General features: G+C 30.7%; 19 protein-coding genes. 11 read left to right on the top strand and 8 right to left on the bottom strand.

Features of this window, described 5'->3' with window-relative positions:
- Positions 1-39: 39 nt before the first annotated feature.
- On the top strand, positions 40-801 hold the full coding sequence (locus B6F84_RS01610) for an MBL fold metallo-hydrolase (protein WP_148690601.1): 762 nt from the start codon (positions 40-42) through the stop codon (positions 799-801).
- A 16-nt stretch (positions 802-817) separates the two neighbouring features.
- On the opposite strand, the gene B6F84_RS01615 is transcribed toward B6F84_RS01610, so the two are convergent.
- The 4 genes from B6F84_RS01615 to B6F84_RS01630 form a co-directional block, all read right to left on the bottom strand.
- Positions 818-2,737, bottom strand: coding sequence for an APC family permease (locus B6F84_RS01615; RefSeq protein WP_148690602.1), 1,920 nt, complete (start codon positions 2,735-2,737; stop codon positions 818-820).
- A 307-nt stretch (positions 2,738-3,044) separates the two neighbouring features.
- Complete coding sequence (gene acs / locus B6F84_RS01620) at positions 3,045-5,009, bottom strand: acetate--CoA ligase (RefSeq protein WP_148690603.1); 1,965 nt, start codon at positions 5,007-5,009, stop codon at positions 3,045-3,047.
- 50 nt (positions 5,010-5,059) lie between these two features.
- Entirely contained in the window at positions 5,060-6,151 is a 1,092-nt protein-coding gene (locus tag B6F84_RS01625) for a glucose 1-dehydrogenase (protein WP_148690604.1), read from the bottom strand.
- A 106-nt stretch (positions 6,152-6,257) separates the two neighbouring features.
- Positions 6,258-7,829, bottom strand: coding sequence for a hypothetical protein (locus B6F84_RS01630; protein ID WP_148690605.1), 1,572 nt, complete (start codon positions 7,827-7,829; stop codon positions 6,258-6,260).
- Between the two features lie 175 nt (positions 7,830-8,004).
- Here B6F84_RS01630 and B6F84_RS01635 point away from each other — a divergent pair, with 175 nt between their 5' ends.
- Genes B6F84_RS01635 through hjc form a run of 6 tightly spaced genes read left to right on the top strand, consistent with a single transcriptional unit; the run spans position 8,005 to position 11,826 of the window.
- A complete protein-coding gene (locus B6F84_RS01635) occupies positions 8,005-8,910 on the top strand; it encodes an NAD-dependent epimerase/dehydratase family protein (RefSeq protein ID WP_148690606.1) in 906 nt (301 codons plus the stop codon).
- A complete protein-coding gene (locus B6F84_RS01640) occupies positions 8,897-9,118 on the top strand; it encodes a hypothetical protein (RefSeq protein ID WP_148690607.1) in 222 nt (73 codons plus the stop codon). Before B6F84_RS01635 ends, B6F84_RS01640 begins: the two co-directional genes overlap by 14 nt.
- A gap of 37 nt (positions 9,119-9,155) precedes the next feature.
- On the top strand, positions 9,156-9,698 hold the full coding sequence (locus tag B6F84_RS01645) for a hypothetical protein (RefSeq protein WP_148690608.1): 543 nt from the start codon (positions 9,156-9,158) through the stop codon (positions 9,696-9,698).
- Positions 9,695-10,285 carry a hypothetical protein gene (locus tag B6F84_RS01650; RefSeq protein ID WP_236749005.1) on the top strand — a complete coding sequence of 197 codons (591 nt, stop codon included), beginning with the start codon at positions 9,695-9,697 and terminating at the stop codon, positions 10,283-10,285. The genes B6F84_RS01645 and B6F84_RS01650 overlap by 4 nt, the downstream gene beginning before the upstream one ends.
- Positions 10,246-11,358: an ATP-binding cassette domain-containing protein gene (locus B6F84_RS01655; protein WP_148690609.1), complete on the top strand. Its 1,113-nt coding sequence runs from the start codon at positions 10,246-10,248 to the stop codon at positions 11,356-11,358. The genes B6F84_RS01650 and B6F84_RS01655 overlap by 40 nt, the downstream gene beginning before the upstream one ends.
- 45 nt (positions 11,359-11,403) lie before the next feature.
- Positions 11,404-11,826 (top strand): Holliday junction resolvase Hjc, encoded by a 423-nt coding sequence (gene hjc / locus B6F84_RS01660; RefSeq protein ID WP_148690610.1) that lies wholly within the window; start codon positions 11,404-11,406, stop codon positions 11,824-11,826.
- On the opposite strand, the gene B6F84_RS01665 is transcribed toward hjc, so the two are convergent.
- The gene (locus B6F84_RS01665) at positions 11,811-12,578 is read right to left on the bottom strand and encodes a winged helix-turn-helix transcriptional regulator (RefSeq protein WP_148690611.1); all 768 of its coding nucleotides are present in this window, start codon (positions 12,576-12,578) and stop codon (positions 11,811-11,813) included. The genes hjc and B6F84_RS01665 overlap by 16 nt on opposite strands.
- A 256-nt stretch (positions 12,579-12,834) precedes the next feature.
- Here B6F84_RS01665 and B6F84_RS13795 point away from each other — a divergent pair, with 256 nt between their 5' ends.
- From B6F84_RS13795 to B6F84_RS01675, 3 genes are read left to right on the top strand one after another with little or no spacing between them, the layout of a single operon-like run.
- Complete coding sequence (locus B6F84_RS13795) at positions 12,835-13,011, top strand: hypothetical protein (protein ID WP_187152731.1); 177 nt, start codon at positions 12,835-12,837, stop codon at positions 13,009-13,011.
- A 38-nt stretch (positions 13,012-13,049) separates the two neighbouring features.
- Entirely contained in the window at positions 13,050-14,300 is a 1,251-nt protein-coding gene (locus B6F84_RS01670; RefSeq protein WP_148690612.1) for a 3-isopropylmalate dehydratase large subunit, read from the top strand.
- Positions 14,297-14,785 carry a 3-isopropylmalate dehydratase small subunit gene (locus B6F84_RS01675; protein WP_148690613.1) on the top strand — a complete coding sequence of 163 codons (489 nt, stop codon included), beginning with the start codon at positions 14,297-14,299 and terminating at the stop codon, positions 14,783-14,785. The genes B6F84_RS01670 and B6F84_RS01675 overlap by 4 nt, the downstream gene beginning before the upstream one ends.
- Here the strand turns inward: B6F84_RS01675 and bluB are convergent.
- Genes bluB through B6F84_RS01690 form a run of 3 tightly spaced genes read right to left on the bottom strand, consistent with a single transcriptional unit; the run spans position 14,775 to position 16,878 of the window.
- Positions 14,775-15,440 carry a 5,6-dimethylbenzimidazole synthase gene (gene bluB, locus B6F84_RS01680; RefSeq protein ID WP_148690614.1) on the bottom strand — a complete coding sequence of 222 codons (666 nt, stop codon included), beginning with the start codon at positions 15,438-15,440 and terminating at the stop codon, positions 14,775-14,777. The genes B6F84_RS01675 and bluB overlap by 11 nt on opposite strands.
- A 29-nt stretch (positions 15,441-15,469) precedes the next feature.
- Positions 15,470-16,495 carry an AIR synthase family protein gene (locus B6F84_RS01685; RefSeq protein WP_148690615.1) on the bottom strand — a complete coding sequence of 342 codons (1,026 nt, stop codon included), beginning with the start codon at positions 16,493-16,495 and terminating at the stop codon, positions 15,470-15,472.
- Positions 16,496-16,500: 5 nt separating this feature from the next.
- The gene (locus tag B6F84_RS01690; RefSeq protein WP_148690616.1) at positions 16,501-16,878 is read right to left on the bottom strand and encodes a GIY-YIG nuclease family protein; all 378 of its coding nucleotides are present in this window, start codon (positions 16,876-16,878) and stop codon (positions 16,501-16,503) included.
- Positions 16,879-16,893: 15 nt separating this feature from the next.
- Here B6F84_RS01690 and B6F84_RS01695 point away from each other — a divergent pair, with 15 nt between their 5' ends.
- Positions 16,894-17,262 (top strand): hypothetical protein, encoded by a 369-nt coding sequence (locus B6F84_RS01695; protein WP_148690617.1) that lies wholly within the window; start codon positions 16,894-16,896, stop codon positions 17,260-17,262.
- Positions 17,263-17,292 lie beyond the last annotated feature (30 nt).

Consider the following 17,292-nt stretch of genomic DNA (forward strand, 5'->3'; position numbering starts at 1 on the left):
GCAGATAACTCTAAAAAGACTAAAAAATAATTATAGCAAATGCCTTGTACTGGAATTCACGCATTACCTTCTGGTCCAATAGAATTCCCAGAAGCAGTATATTCTTTCATAATTTGCGATGAGAAAGTAGTAATGATTGATGGAGGAGTAACAAATAGTATAATGGATGTAAATTTTTTAGATAAAATAGATTATTTAGTTATATCACATTTACACATAGATCATATAGGATTAGTCCCAGATATAGTAAACACGTACAAACCTAAAATACTAGTTTACCAAGGATACAAGAAATATTTAGAAGATCCTACAAAAATAAACGAAACTGCTAGAAAAGTACTAGGTGATTTAGTAGATATTTATGGGGAAGTCAAACCAATAAAAGGAGAAATCATAGAAGTATCGGGCGGAGAAGAGATAAACCTTGGAAAGAATATTATGAAGATATACTATACACCAGGTCATGCAAAACATCATATTTCAGTAATGATTGGAGATATACTATATACTGGCGACTCTGCCGGCGGTAGATATAACGGAATACCTTTCCCCACTACTCCTCCTCCATTAGATCTTAAACAATACTTGAAAAGCTTAGAATTTCAAATAAGTTTAGAACCTAGACTAGTTGGCTTGTCTCATGGGGGATTAGTTAATTCTATTCACCTTAAAGAGCATTACAAACAACTCACTGAAGGAACCTACAAAATAAATATAGAGTTAGGAGGAACAAAAGACGATATCTTAAAAAGACACTTAGAAATAAATTATAAAGGAATAGAATTAGCGAAAAATAAATAAAAAAGATCAATTAAGATTATGGCTCTTTTGTTTGTTCAATTATTTCCTCTATTGCATCAGTTCTAAATCCAGATTTTACCGCTGCATAATGGAATATAAGGAATATTACAGCAGCTATTATTACATCGTATGGAAATGCTATTATTGTATCTGGACCTAATGAACCAAAATATGATAAAATGAATATTGCAAATATTAAAGCTAATAGCCATAGACTAGATTTAATTTCTTTCTTTACATCAGCAGAAGTAAAATTCCATAGCATCGTTACATTAAATATAATTAGAGCAAGAATAATTAAAATATAAATTGCAAATGCAGTTAGATTATTAGTAAATGCCTTAGCAGAAATATTATATGCTGCAAAATAATACATGAAGGAAGATGCTAATACAACAGCAATATCAATTACACCTAGAATATATGAATATAATTTTGGCATTCCTAGTCTAGTAGCGTAATATCCAAAGAATATTGGAAGACCTATAAATATTGCTACTACTAAGTAAAATAGGGTCTCATAAGAAGACCAGTATACTATTAATCCAGCAGCTGCAGTGGCTATTGGTGCTATTATTTTTGCACCTGGAACTACAAATTTCCTCTTCAAATCGGGCGCAGTTTTTCTTAACGTCTCTAAACCAATTCCACCCATAACATAAGTAAAGACAGTAGCAGACGAGATAAAGCCCACTAAAGATTCCCAAGATGGAAAAGGTAACATGAATATAGCAGCTATAATTGTAGCAGCAATCAAGGAAAATACTGGTACCTTAGTTTTACCAACTTTCAAGAATAAACCAGGTAAATAGCCATTGCTTGCAAATCCATAAATTGTTCTTCCTGCTGTTCCAGTATATATCCAACCAGTACCACTTGGAGATATTACTGCGTCTATCAGCAAAATAATACTCCATACTGCAAATAAAGATAAGATTGCTCCAACTATAGGAGCAGATTTAAATATTTCGTAGAATGGACCTGACGTTAATGGAACTCCAGTTACACTTGAATTAGAATATTGTAAAGCAGTCCAATTACCTGGAACTACAGGTTTTCCATTATAAACTATATTAGACCAATCAATTCCTCCAGTATAGGCAACTTGTAATAATGTGTAAAGAGCAATTCCTATTAATAATGAACCTAATACTGCAAATGGAATATCTTTTTGTGGATTCTTTCCTTCTCCTCCATATTCTACTGCTTGTCTAAATCCTAGATATGAGAATATTACACCAGTTGTAGGTATAGCAAATAATACCGGACCAAATCCAGATAAACCAGAAGCATTCATAGAGGCCGCAGGGAAAAATCCACCTCCTAAAGTAAAATTACTAGGATGAAAGTAAAATGCTAATAATATTACGACAGTCAATGAAGGTATTATTAATTTCCACCAACCTACGAAGTGAGTAACTTTACCTGTCCAATTTACTCCAGCATATTGTAAAAGGAAGAATAACACTAATAAAATATAAGCAGAAATTATTCCTAAAGGTGTTAAAACACCATCTGGATATGCTAGAGCAGGAACTAAAGCAGACAAATAAGTTATTGCTGCAGTAGCTTCAATAGCAGGAACTGAAGCAGCAGAAAGAAAATATGTCCACGTTACAATATAACCTGTAACACCACCGTGAGTATAGTGAGGATATCTTACAATTCCGCCAGATTTAGGTATTGCTGCACCTATTTCAGCATACGCTAAGCCTATAAAAATTATAAGTATACCAGCTACTATCCATGATAATACTCCCGCACCTCCAGCATAAGCTGCTGTATATAATGATCCAAATAACCATCCGGAACCAATAACTCCACCTAGTGATAAAAATAATAATTCCCATTTGTTTAGTGCTCTTCTTAATTGTCTATCAGAAACTGTTCCATAATCTTTAATTCCTTTTACTCCTCCTTCTCCTTCTTTTGCCATAATTTTAATAGGTTGTTAAATAGTTTAAAAACTTATCTAATATTTGCATGCTAATTAATTCTAGATTCTATACAATAAGTATACATACTTTAACATAAGATGATGAGTAGTTATAAATATGATATAAACTTTAATTATTTAAATGAATTAAATACTTTAAATAGTACATTTAATAGAAGTAAAGATTATATAATTTGCAAATTATGAATCAGACAAGTCTATGTAATTATCTAAAATATTAGATTTAAAAATGGCAAAATTTTAAAATACTTTATAAATAATAAATATCTTCATTTATTATAAAATATTACTGTTTTGAAATTTCCTTCTTAAATTCTTCTGCTGCTTTCTTAATATCTTCCATAGATGCTTCGTCTTCCATTGTTGATATATCTCCAGTAGTAGAACCTTGCATTACTGCCTTTATTACTCTTCTCATTACTTTTCCAGATCTAGTCTTTGGTAATTTTTCAACAAAATGTATCTTAGGTGTAACTATTGGTCCCATAACTTTTCTTACATGCTCTTGAATGTCCTTAGCTAACTGATCTGAAGGAGAAACTCCTTCTTTCAGTACTATAAAAGCATGGACTTCTTCTCCTTTTACTGGATCTGGAAGACCTATTACCGCAGCTTCGGCAACTGATGGATGAGATGTAATAGCTGATTCTACTTCTCCTGCTCCTATCCTATGAGCTGCAACCTTTAATGTTTCATCTGCTCTACCTAATACCCATACATACCCATCCCCATCTATCATAGCGTAGTCTCCAGGATAATATAAGGAAGCAAACTTAGAGAAGTAAGTCTTCTTTAATCTTTCGTTTCCTGCATCATTCCACATACCTATCATCATATATGGCGGGAATGGTGGCCTCATAACTAGATATCCTCTTTCTCTAGCCTTTGTCTTATTTCCTTGATCATCTAATACTTCAATTATATTTCCAGGTAAAGGATATCCAGATGCTGGACCAGACTTCATTGGCATATAAACTAAACCTGGTAAATATCCTAAATTTGGAGCACCTGTTTCTGTTTGCCACCATTGATGTGACATAAATACTTTTCCGCTTCCTACTACTTCTAATCCCCATTTCCATGGAGAATAATTTAATACTTCGCCGTTAGTAACTATTATTCTTAAAGAAGATAAATCATGACTTTTTACGTAATCATCTCCATATTTCATAAATGACCTTAGGGCTGTGGCAGATGTACCAAAAGTCGTTGCTTTATATCTTTCAATCATTTCAGCCCATTTATCCGGATAAGGATAATATGGTGCACTTTCATAAATTATTACTGTTCTGCCCATAACTAATGGTGCATAAGTTATGTAAGAATGCCCAACAATCCATCCTATATCTGACGTATTAAATAGAACATCGTTTTCTTGACTTAAACCATAGCTCCATAGTAACATAGTAGAAGTCCCTACTAGATATCCGCCAGTTGAATGCACTATACCTTTTGGTTTTCCTGTTGTTCCAGAAGTATAAAGAATGAATAGAGGATCAGTAGCATCCATTGGTTCTGGCTCTATGTATTTATATTTACCAATCTGGTCAAAGTACACATCTCTCGTTTCTTTGAAAGAAATTTCAGTACCTAATCTTTTATATACTAAAACATGAGATACTGGTGATTTATCACCTAATTTATCCAGAGCCTCATCAACGATTTTTTTCAATTCTACTATCTTTCCAGTTCTAGGATAAGCATCTGCTGTTACTACTACTTTAGCTGATGAATCAGCTATTCTGTCAGCTAATGCCTGGGATCCAAAACCAGCAAATACTACGCTATGTATAGCACCTATTCTAGCACAAGCTAATTTTGCAAATATGCCTTCTGGCGTCAAAGGCATATAAATAACTACTCTATCTCCTTTCTGTACTCCTAATTGTTTTAATGCATTTGCCCATCTATTTACTTCATAGAATAAGTCTTGATATGTTATTATTTTTCTTTCTCCTCTTTCACTTTCCCATATTATTGCTGCCTTGAATTTCCTGCTAGAGTTTAAGTGCCTATCTGCAGCATTATAGGAGGCATTTAATTTTCCTCCTATAAACCATTTTGTTAATGGATCTTCTTGTTTGAACGTTTCTTTCCAAGGCTCAAACCATGTTATTAAATCTTGAGCTAGATCTCCCCAGAATTTAGCTGGGTCTTCTACACTCCTCTTGAAAAGATAATTGTAATATCTCATGTTATAATCTGCTTTTTCTTCTAAATTTTGTTCCTGCACTTCTTTAGCTTCAACCATAATATATCATATAAGTATGCTTATACATTATTAAAAAATATTATCTTATATTAATCGCTCCATTTTATTACTGATTTTATTTCTCCTTTTGGCTTCTTTTCAAGAATTGTATTCGCCTCCTCTGGAGAAACTACAGTAGTTATCATTCTGTTTAATAATTCTCCATATTTTTCTTTCCACATTGTTAAATAATTAACTGATTCTTTAAAATTCATTTTATTAGCATTTACGCTTCCTATTACTGCTATGTTATTTTCTACCATAAAACTAACTAAATCTGCATCAATAGGAGTTTTGTCTCCAGTTTCAGTTCCAAAAAGTACTAGTATTCCATTTTTGTTTATTTTACTGAGTAAGGGTATAAACGCTGATGGAAATCCGCTAGAGTCTACAATTATATCGGCTTTAGGTAATTTATTCATTTCTTCAGATTTTGTAGTATTAACGAATTGTGCATTTATCCTTTTTGATACGTACTCTTCTGCTGGTGAAGGATCTCTCCTATTTAGCATAAATACATTAAAACCGTATGTTCTTAATAAAATGGAATAAAATGTTCCTATAGGTCCAGTTCCTACAACGTAAGCATTTCTGCAATCGTATGCCCCATCTGGACAATTCCAAACCATTCTTCTTTGTACTTGCATTACCTCATCAATAGCTTTAACAACATTAGACAATGGTTCAGTTAATACTGCAATATCTTTTATGCTTTCTGGAACTCTAACTAAATACATTTCATCGTCAACGAATTCTTCTCTCATGAATCCATGCTTACCTCTTATTCCTGCTTCTACAAAATTTCCAGTTTCACAGAAGTCTTGTCTACCTATTTTACAGTTTAGACAAACGCCACAGCCTCTTCTAACAACTGGAACTACATAATCGCCTTTCTTAAACTCTGTAACATCCTCTCCTACTTCTTCAATTATGCCAAAGGCTTCATGACCTAAAATTAGTTCATCCCACCCTTCAGGAGCTCTTACAAATGATAATTTATTGTTAACTAATCCTCTATCAGTCCCGCATACTCCAGTATATAAAGTCTTTATTCTAACTTGGTTTTTACCTAATTTTTCCTCTAAATCAATATTTTTAACTTCCATTCCTATTACATGAGGTTTAATTACTATTGCTTTCATATTCATATTTTAGCTGTAAAGTTTAAAAACATTCCAGATTTTTCTAATATCAAATGCAGTAAATACAGATAATAAAAAAGAAATTACTGTAGAAATGAATTATTTATTATTTTCTCCTTAATATTATTAAGACTATAGCCAATATTATTATAACAATTATCGCAATATAATAATAATTTGATATTGGAGTAGATGAGGTAGACGATATTGAAGATGTGACGCTTTGAGGAGTAGATGAACTAGATGAAGATGAACTAGGAGATGTATATCCATATACTACTAGATACGTATTAGAAGGATCATCAAATACTACTATTTTACCATTAATTTCGAAATAGTTAGTAGAATTCAACTTAATATACGTATTATTAATAATTTTAAATACTGTAAATGCATTTCCTAATGCAGTAACATTAAATACAACATATCCAGATTGATTTATTTCTATTTTTTGTGCTAAATATGCCTTCCCAGAAATGTTTATATTGGTTTCTTTCACTATTGCATGAACTAATGCCACATTATGTACTTGATTATTAATAATTACAATATAGAATGAAGTTGAATTTATCCTAAGGTTAATAAGATTTGCATGCTCATTATTTACAATAACTTTATGGAATATTGTAATATTGGCAGACGATTCTACTGAGTTATTAAATTGCATAACTAATATTGGAACTCCATTATAGGTAAAATATACTTGGTTGTAAGGATGAGAAGTTACATAATCTGAAGAGACATAGACTATTATTGTCTCTCCACTCTCATAATTAACAATAAATCTTGAAAATAAGGAGATATTTGGGCTACTAAAATAAGAGTATACGTTATGAACATATCCTACTACACTACCATTTATTCCATAAAATTCTAGTGTAGTAAAATTAAAGTCTAAAGATCCTCTCATTTCCATTATATCTAAGTTATTTCCTATTCCTAATCCCTTCCATTCTATAGCTGGCAATATAGATCCATTAAAGTACGCCTTAGTAACTATATAGCCATTAGACTGCGAGGAAATATTAGTACCATTTACGTAAAAAGATTGTACTAATGGAGTGTATCTTCTAGGTAATTGAACATTTAAGTATTCAGTAGTTGAATAAATGATCTCATTACTTATTTTTACTTTGGCTAAATTAACCGATATCTGCTTTGTAAAAGTACCATATTTGCTAATATTAATGGATATATTGGTAAATGATGTTCCATTTAAAAATTGTAATATAATTTGACTTGAACTATTAGTATATGCAAAGGTATTTATTGTAGATGAGGATGTTGTTAATCCTGACCATGCTAATTCTGTTATTCCACTTGATTCAACAATAACTCTAGATAAATATGGTAATGAAGAGTAAATAGAAATGCTATTATTTCTTGAAATAGTTATATTTACTGTTCCAGAAATTTGTTCAACTCCAGTACTAGTAAGATAATATACTGTAGTGTATTTTTTGATTTCGACATGAGAAGAATTACCTATATAAGTCTCGTTACTTACTTTATACATTTCTGAATTAAATATACCCATTGAAGATTCACGTAAAAAGCTTGAATATTTATGATAATACACTAAAAAGGAATTATCAGTAGCATGTGCATAACTTTGTGGAACATATACAAAAACCATAGGTAAAAGCAAAACAAATAATAATATTGGTTTCCAATTCATTTGGATTAACTCTTTCTCAGAAATATTTAAATCTTGCTTTTAGTCTAATGAAAGTGTATTTGGTTAGATATGGTTAAATATATTAAATATCTATTATTTAAATAAATTGTTATCTAGATGCAAAATATTAATACCAAGCGATTATTTTAAAAATATAATTAATTAGTATGAAGTTATGAACGTAGTAACTGGAGGAGCTGGATATATAGGAGGACATTTGATTGATTCTCTGGTCTCAAATAATGAAGAAGTCATAAGTATAGATGACTTTTCTTATGGTAATTATATTAATCCTAAATCTAAAGTAGTTAAATTTGATTTAAGAAAAGGGTATCCAGAAATTCCTAAAGATAGTATAATATTCCACTTAGCAGCAAATCCTGACGTTAGAACTTCAATGATTGATATTAATGAACATTTTGAAAGAGATGTTAAAATTACCTTGAATGTATTAGAAATGGCTAGAAAGTATGATGCTAAAGAAGTAGTATTCTTCTCTTCATCAACAGTGTATGGAGAGAGCGATAAGTTTCCTACTAATGAGACAAGCGAAATAAAGCCTATTTCTAATTATGGATTATTTAAACAGTTAGGAGAAAATATGGTAGAGTTTTATGCTAAGAATTATGGAATTAGGGGAATTTCATTAAGACTTGCTAACATAACTGGAGGTAGAGTATCTCATGGAGTTGTAATAGATTTTATTAATAAGCTTAAGAAAAATAGTAATACGTTAGAAATTTTAGGAAACGGAAAACAAAGAAAAAGCTATATCTATATTACAGATTTAATAAATGCAACCTTACTCCTAGTAAATAACTTCAAAGGAATATATGATTATTTTAATGTTGGTAATGATGATTGGATAACAGTAGATGAAATAGCTAACATTGTGGAAGAGGAAATGAACTTAAAGCCTAAACATATTTATGCTGACGAAGGAGAAGGTAGAGGATGGAAAGGAGATGTAAGATTTATGCTATTAGATACGTCAAAGATTAAAGTTTTAGGATGGTTACCTAAATATTCTTCAAAGGACGCAATAAGATTAGCAGTGAGGGATATACTTGCTAAAGTATAAAATAATTGGTTTTTTACTTATCTTGTTAGCTATAGGAGTTATAGGAATTTCTTTTGGAATATTCTTTCTTGGTTTTCATATTTATTTAGGAAACTCAGATATATCCCCAATAATTATCAAAGTAATTAATTTCGCTATAATAACAATCTTTTTTGTTTATATAGCATATATGGGATATATAATGATATTTAGTTCAAGAGAAAAGTAGGGAAAATTTCTTTAATTCTTAACGTAAAAATTAACTTATGTCTAAACAACCAAGAATTAGTAGAAGAGAAGTAATTTATGCAGCAATATTTGCTGTTGCTTCTTATGCTGTAGCTGCAGGCTTAGCGTTAGGTATAGGGGCTTATGCAATTAGCGTATTTACTGACCCAATTGTAACTCTTACAATTCCACTTATAATAGCATCTATTGGATTACAAGCAATAAATCTGAAATATGGCCCATTACTTATTTTAGGTATAAGTGCGGTGTTATATGGGATTTCAGGACTGATTTTCCTTCTTCCAACATTTCTTGTTGCTGGAGTAGTTGTAGAAGGAGTATCTAGAATTATAGGATATAGAGGATTTAAAGCAGTTCTCATTAATACCACATTAGCTGGAGGGTTAGCTGGAGTTTTTAGTGTAGTATTTGGAGTTCTAATGGTGCCTGCTAATTTGTCTACATTTACTTATCCCTTATTAGGAGTATTTACTGTAATATATTTCGTAGAATCTGCAATAATGGGTGTTATTTCCTATTATATCGGATCATATTTAATAAAATCGGGGATATTAAAGTGAAGACTAGTTTTTTGTATTCTTTGATTTTTTCTAGTTTAATTTTATTATCTACTTATTTATCTTCTGGATTAATACCAATGGTTGTAAGTATTATTATGATAGCTAAAAGAAAGCTTATTTTTCTTGTAGAAATATTAATTTCTATTATATCATATTTCATCCTTTTTTATACGCATAGATTAGATTTATACATTTTTACAATTAGGGCTTTAGTTTTCATTAACTTATATTTTATTTTATCTGGAATTGTTGATAAATCTACTATACTTGATCTTTTTGGAGAAAAAGGAGTACCAATAGTAGTAGCATTAGCATATTATCCTTATTTTTATCAGCTTTCTACTGAAGTTGCTTTTTATGCAAGAGCAAGAAAAATTGGATTTAACATTATAAAGTTATCAAAACCGATTATTGTAGAACTAATAAGAGTAGCGGAAAACCTGTATATAGCGTATTCTGTAAAACTCTTTGGAAAGTATTCTGGAAAGAAAAATTATAGACCTAACAAAGAAGATTTATTTCTTGTTGGAATAGGTGTGATTACTCTATGCTTATCATTAACTCTTCATTTCCCATGGGTAATTTAGAGATAGAAAAAGATGAAATAGTGGGTTTACTTGGAAAAAACGGTAGTGGAAAAACTACTTTAATAAATTCAGTTTTATGCCAAAACTCCACTAAAATTTATATAGATAATCAAGATTTTTGCGAAGAAAAAGATTATAGTCTTTTATCAGTTGTTCTTCAAGATCCATATTCCCAAATTTTAGCTGAATCCGCTAAAGAAGAAGTTGAATTAATGAGAAAATTTCATAATATAAATGAGGAAACAGTTAAAAAAATAATGGGAAATTATTATACAACTGAATTCTTAAAATTATCTGATGGATATAAAAGAAGATTTGTTATTTCCACAATTTTAGCCTCTAATCCTAGATATATTTTATTGGATGAGCCTTTTGCTAATTTAGATTATCAGGCTATCAATGATGTAAAAGAAATTTTACCCAAAGGTTCACTAATAGCTGAACATAGGACTAAAGAAATAAGAGACATAATAGATAGAGCCTATTTAATTGACGAGGGAAAAATTAGAGAAATAGATAAAGACAAATTATATGACGAACATTTCTTAATTTCAAAAGGATTAAGGGGATTTAAGCTAGAAAAAGAACAAATTGAACTTGGAAATATTATATTTGAAGCTGAAACCAGTAAAGTTAGTATAAGAGTTAGGGAAAAGGAAATATTATGCCTAGTAGGGAAAAATGGATCAGGAAAAACGACCACTTTAAAACAATTAGTTGGAAAAATTTACGTAATATTTCAAAATCCTGATTTACAATTTTTCCATAATACAGTAGCAGAAGAAATAAAAGATGATAATGTTCTAGAGCTTTTTAAACTAAAAGATAAGGCAGATAAGAGCCCTTATGTATTAAGTTATGGTCAAAAGATGAGAGTATTAATAGCATCAGCTTTTGCATCAAAATATAAAGTAATTGCATTAGATGAACCTAGTGTAGGAATGGATGGAGAATCTTTAATCTCGTTCTACGAAATGATTAAATTGTTAAGACAAGAGAAGAGAGGGATAATAATTGCTACACATGATGAAGATCTGATTGGAATTTGCGATAAAATAATAAAATTAAATTGATTAGTCAATACTCTTATTTATACTACTCATTAAATAGGATTTATTGTGAATAAAAACATAGGTAGGAATGCAGAAAGAGAACTAGTTAAGATCCTAAAAAGTAAAGGATTTAACGCTGTAAGAATTCCAACTTCTAATACTTCACCTAATCCTTTACCAGACGTGTTCGCTACACAAAACAATATTCTTCTGTCTATTGAAGTTAAATCTACTTGGAATAGTAAAGTTAAAATAGAAAAAATTCAAATTTGTAAAATTATAGATTTTCTATTGATGTTTCCAATGAAAGGCATACCAATAATTGCTGTAAAATTTAAAGGAAAAGAAGGAGGTTGGATGGTGTACGAAGTAAATCCAGATAATAGAGAATCTATAGAAGTCAGAAAGGATAATTGCATACCATTAGATATGTTTATTGAAAAAATATTCCATAATAGATTAGTTTTTGAAACTCAAGCTACTTCATAGTTAGTAGCGATCATCAAATCCGCGTCTTCGTCGAATTCCCTAAATTTGTTATACATAGTTTTTACTTCTTCTAAATTATTTGCTACGTTAACAAATATTCCTGCGCTTTCATCACTTATTTCTCTAAACATAGTGGAGGAGAAGAATTTCTTTCCTATCTCAACTTTATTAGTAAATATAGCATACACAAATAATTCAGCTTTATTTAGATCAATTTCTGGAATTAGCCTTACATAATTTTTGTTAAATAAATACCTTAAATGCCTTCTAATCGTTTTAGTTGATACTTTCATTTTATCAGCTATGTCCATAACTTCTAGCATTGGATCTTCTTTTAAAATTGATACTAACTTATAGTCAAAATTAGACGGAGAATATAGTGTCTGCTTTGGTATGTACAACATTCTTGGAGTACCTAAAATTTTAGTCATTACATCAATTTTATTCTGTAAATCTTCAATATTATCTCCTTCTATTTCATAAATATTTGTATGCTCTAAGCAATTTATCTTAAAAATATATTCTCCATTCCAGTCCTTTAAATTCTTAAAAGCTACGTAAGCGTGATATTTCTGATAAAAATTAGGATTTATATAAAGAGAAACTTTCTTTATTACTTTATCAGTAAGCAATTTATCTACCCTATAGTTTATAGCTGGAGAAGATAATCCAAGATTCTTGGCTATAGTTCTTTGGGATATTCTATAATCTTTTAGCATGTAAAATAATATTTTTTTGTTTATTTCATCCATAGTTAATACTTATGATAATAAGTATATACACTTTAGTTAGAAAGTTTTTTAGCAACTTTCCTCAATTTTCCTCTAAAATTCAAATACTTAATGTATATGTTTTGACCATAAATGAATATATAATTACTTTTTAATTGCCTTTTTCGAAATTGATCTTGATAAAAAGTGACTTAGAGATATCTAAAGTAAATGCTTACTACTAACTAGTAATACTATGGATAATTACTTAATAGCATTTTCTTAGAAGTAGATAGATATGGCTAGGCATCATTGTCCTGTATGCAATAAAGTTGTAGAAGAGAAATTAACTAAAGAGGGAAATAAAGTAACAAAGAGTTGTCCTAATTGTGGTTATATTTTCGTATCTTATGAAATAGGAAAAGGTTATCTCGTAGTTAATAATGTTAAAAAATCCGAAAATCGAACCTTATAAAAATTAAAGTTTATTTTCTTCTACCTCTATGTAGAACTATGCCTCAAACACTTACCGAAAAAATCTTAAGCAGAGCAGCTGGTAAAGACGTATCGGCTGGAGATGTTGTAGAAATAAAAACCGATATCGTAGCATTTCATGACCTAACAGGATACCACGTAATAGAAGTAATGGAAAAAGCAGGAATGGAAAAAGTTTTTGATAAAAATAAAATAGTTATAGCATTTGATCATTTAGCTCCTCCACCAGATATAAGAAGCGCAGAAATACAAGGATATATAAGAAAATTTGTAAATAAACTAAATCTACCAAATTTCCATGATATAAATTTCGGAATATTACATGAAGTTCTAGTAGAAAAATATGCCTTACCTGGGCAAGTAATAGTAGCAGCAGATAGTCATACTACTACATCAGGTGCAGTAGGAGCATTTGCTCAAGGCATGGGAGCCTCAGATATTGCAGCAGCTGCAATAACTGGAAAAACTTGGATAGTAGTACCTTCATCATTTAAAGTAGAATTGAAAGGAACTCCAGCAAAATGGATTACAGGAAAAGATGTGGCATTAAAATTACTAGGAGACTTCAAAGCAGATTACTTTAATGGAATGTCTATAGAAGTTCACGTAGAAAATCCATCAGCATATCCTATGGATTATAGAGCAACTACGTCAAATATGGGAATAGAAATGAATGCTGATGCTCTAATGTTTGTTCCAGATTCAGAAACTAAAAATTATATAAAAACAATGAGAGGATACGAGCCACAACTAGTTACACCAGATCAAGGAGCAAAATACTCTGACGAATATACCATAGAATTAAATAAATTAGAACCATTAGTTGCAGCTCCATACAGTGTAGATAACGTAAAAGTCGTAAACGAAGTTGAAGGAACTCCAGTAGATCAAGTTTACATAGGTTCATGCACAAATGGAAGAATAAGTGATTTTGAAATTGCAGCAAAAATCTTGAAAGGAAAGAAAGTTAAAGCTAGATGCATAGCAATTCCAGCATCTTATGAAATGTTCAAAAAAGCTATGGACTTAGGTTATATAGAAACGTTAGTTAATGCTGGATGTATAGTTACATATGGTACATGCGGACCTTGTTTAGGAGGTCATTTTGGCGTAGCTGGCCCAGGAGAAACTATAGTATCTACTAGCTCAAGAAACTTTAGAGGTAGAATGGGAAGTAATGAATCTAAAGTATACTTGTCCGGTCCCGCAGTTGCTGCAGCATCAGCTTTAAATGGTAAAATAACAGACCCAAGAGGTGTTGAGCAATGATAGTAGAAGGCCCAGTAATGAAATTTGGAGATAAAATAGATACAGATATTATAATTCCAGCTAGATATTTAAAATACACTGACCCTCAATATTTAGCACAGCATGCTATGGAACCATTAGATCCTGAATTTTATAAGAAAGCGTCAAAAGGAATAGTGATTGTTGCAGGAAAAGTTTTTGGAATGGGATCATCTAGAGAGCAAGCAGCTATTGCGCTAAAAGCAGCTGGAGTAAAAGCAGTAATAGCAGAAAGTTTTGCCAGAATATTCTATAGAAACTGTATAAATAATGGTTTACCATTAATTACCTTACCCAAAGCTCCTGAAGAAATTAATGAAGGAGATACAGTAAAAATAAATGTAGAGACAGGAGAAATTGAAGTAAATGGTAAAAAGAAATTGCAAGGAAAAGGAATAAGTGGAATGGCTTTAGATATACTTAAAGCTGGAGGAATAATGGAATACTTAAATCAAATTAAATCTTAACTTCATCTAATTCTTTTTTCAGTTTATCATTAGGTTTGTTTCCCCATCTATTTTCAAATATAACTGATGATAACGGAAGTCTTTTATTCCATCCTCTTTCTTCTAATTCTGGTTTCTCTGGAAACGAAGTCACATAACCGAGAGCTAAATAAGCAATAAATTCTATATTGTCAGGAATAGATAATAAGTTCTTTACTACATTTTTATCTAAAAAACTTATCCAACCCACTCCGATATTTTCAGCTCTAGCTGCCAGCCATAAGTTTTCAATTGCAAGAACTGTACTGTATTGGCAAGTTTCTGGCATTGTTATTCTTCCTAAAACATGAGGACCGAATCTATTTGGATCACAAGTAACAACTATATTTACTGAAGATTCCATAATTCCTTCTATTTTTATTGTATCAAATAGTTTTCTTCTTTCTTCATCTAATAATTGTCTATATCTTTCTCTCTGTTTTTCAACTTCTTCTTTTATTTTCTTCTTTATTTCTATATCTTTAATAATAATAAAATTCCATGGTTGTGAATACCCTACTGATGGGCCTAAATGAGCAGCTAGCAAGATTTTAGCTAATACATTGTCTGGAATAGGATCTGGTCTAAAATAGCTTCTTATATCTCTTCTACCTTTTATTGCTTCATATAAGTCCATATGGATAGAGTGTCCAAAAGATAAAAAGACTAACTTGCTTTTTTCTGCAAATCAAAAAACGCTCTCCAGAATGGATCTTCGCTAGGTTTTTCTATCCTTTTTTCTCCTGTAGAAGTTTTTAATATTGCTTCTCCTTCTGAGCTTTCTTTTTCTACTTTTCCTATAATTTCTGCTTCAATACCAGCTTTATTTAACTCGTCTTTTACTGTTGGATTATCAGTTATAATAATCATCGTACCTTCGCTTATTGAAATAAACGGATCTATATTTACTAATGATGTAACTTCTTTTACTGCCTTGTTAATAAATAGTTTATCTTCAAAGATTACTAACCTTTTTCTACTAGCCTCAGCTACTTCTACTAACGCATTCCATAATCCTCCTTCTGTTGCATCGTGCATCATATGAATTCCTATATTACTTGCTATTAATCCATCTTTCCAACAAGACATTTTCCAATATGTATTATACGCTTCTTGGAATACTTCAGACGAAAGTTTTTGTTTAAAATATTCTGGATACAGATTTGTTAAAAGACCAGTAGCCTCTATTGCTGGACCTTTTGTTACTATCACTAAATCTCCTTCTTTTACCTTTTTTGGTGAACCTAATTTATTAAGATCTCCAATTCCTATCATAGAAAATCCTCCTAACATTGGATAGGATATTCCTTCATATCTTCCAGTATGACCTGCAGTAACCATTACGTCTATTTCTTTTAATGCTTTATCTATACCTATCCACATTTGACTAAATTCTTCATCAGTCATTTCTGGAGGCAAATTCAAATCAATCATAGCGTACTTTGGAGGTATTCCAGAAGTCATTACATCGCTAGCTAAAATATGTACTGCAAACCATGATGCTTTCTCAAAACCAAATTGAGGAACTATAAATACTGGATCTGTTTTAACTACCATAACTCTATTTTGATCTATTTGAATAGCTCCTGTATCTACTCCATTCATTGGAGGTATTATAACTTCTGAATGAATTTTCCCTAAATGAGGATATATTATTTCATCAAAAGTTTTCTTTCCTATCTTACCTAACATGTGTTTTATAGTTCTTTACTTCTTAATAATTTTATTATATCATTTATTTCTACATTAAATAAATGAGTATATACTGATTTATCATCTGTATTACCAAAGTTTTTTACACCAGGAAAACTAGCAAGTTGTTTAGCTATTTCTTTTTCTCCTTTAGGAAGTACAATAACAGATAAAGGTTGACACACTGTAGATAAGTAATCAATATGCCAATGTAATCTCTCTTTCTTATTAGAAAGATGCCTAGATACTCTTTTAGAACAATTCTTACTACAAGAACCTACATACGCATAATATCCCTTTTTTATAACAAATTTTTTTGATCTCATCATTATACTGTGGTCTTCGCAAAAAAAGAAGACCAGATAGCCTTTATATTTATTCACACTAAACATTTAAACATGAAAAGAATATTAAGAGTTCCTAGATTTCAGAAGAATGGTAAACCGAAAGCTCTAGAATTACTTATTGATGATGCTAGTATAAATGACAAGGGATTTCCTCAAGAAGCTAAATTCCTTTTAGTAATTGATGATGGAAACAATAGAGTAGGATTCCAACTATCGCAAGCTGAAGCTGCATTACTATATAATAGATTAGGTTATGCGTTAAACGAAGCGTCAAAAGAATATATAAGTATGGAAGAAAAATCAAGAAAAAGCTATGAAAGAAAAGCCTCCTCTTCTCCCTCATCTAGTGATAAAGGTGAAGAAGAACTTTCAGATGAATTATCAGATTTAGGTGAAGACGAAGAAGATAACAATATTTAAATAATATTCAATTTAAAAACTAATCATTTA

Origin of the sequence: Acidianus manzaensis (genome assembly GCF_002116695.1) — an archaeon.
GTDB classification, from domain to species: Archaea; Thermoproteota; Thermoprotei_A; order Sulfolobales; family Sulfolobaceae; genus Acidianus; species Acidianus manzaensis.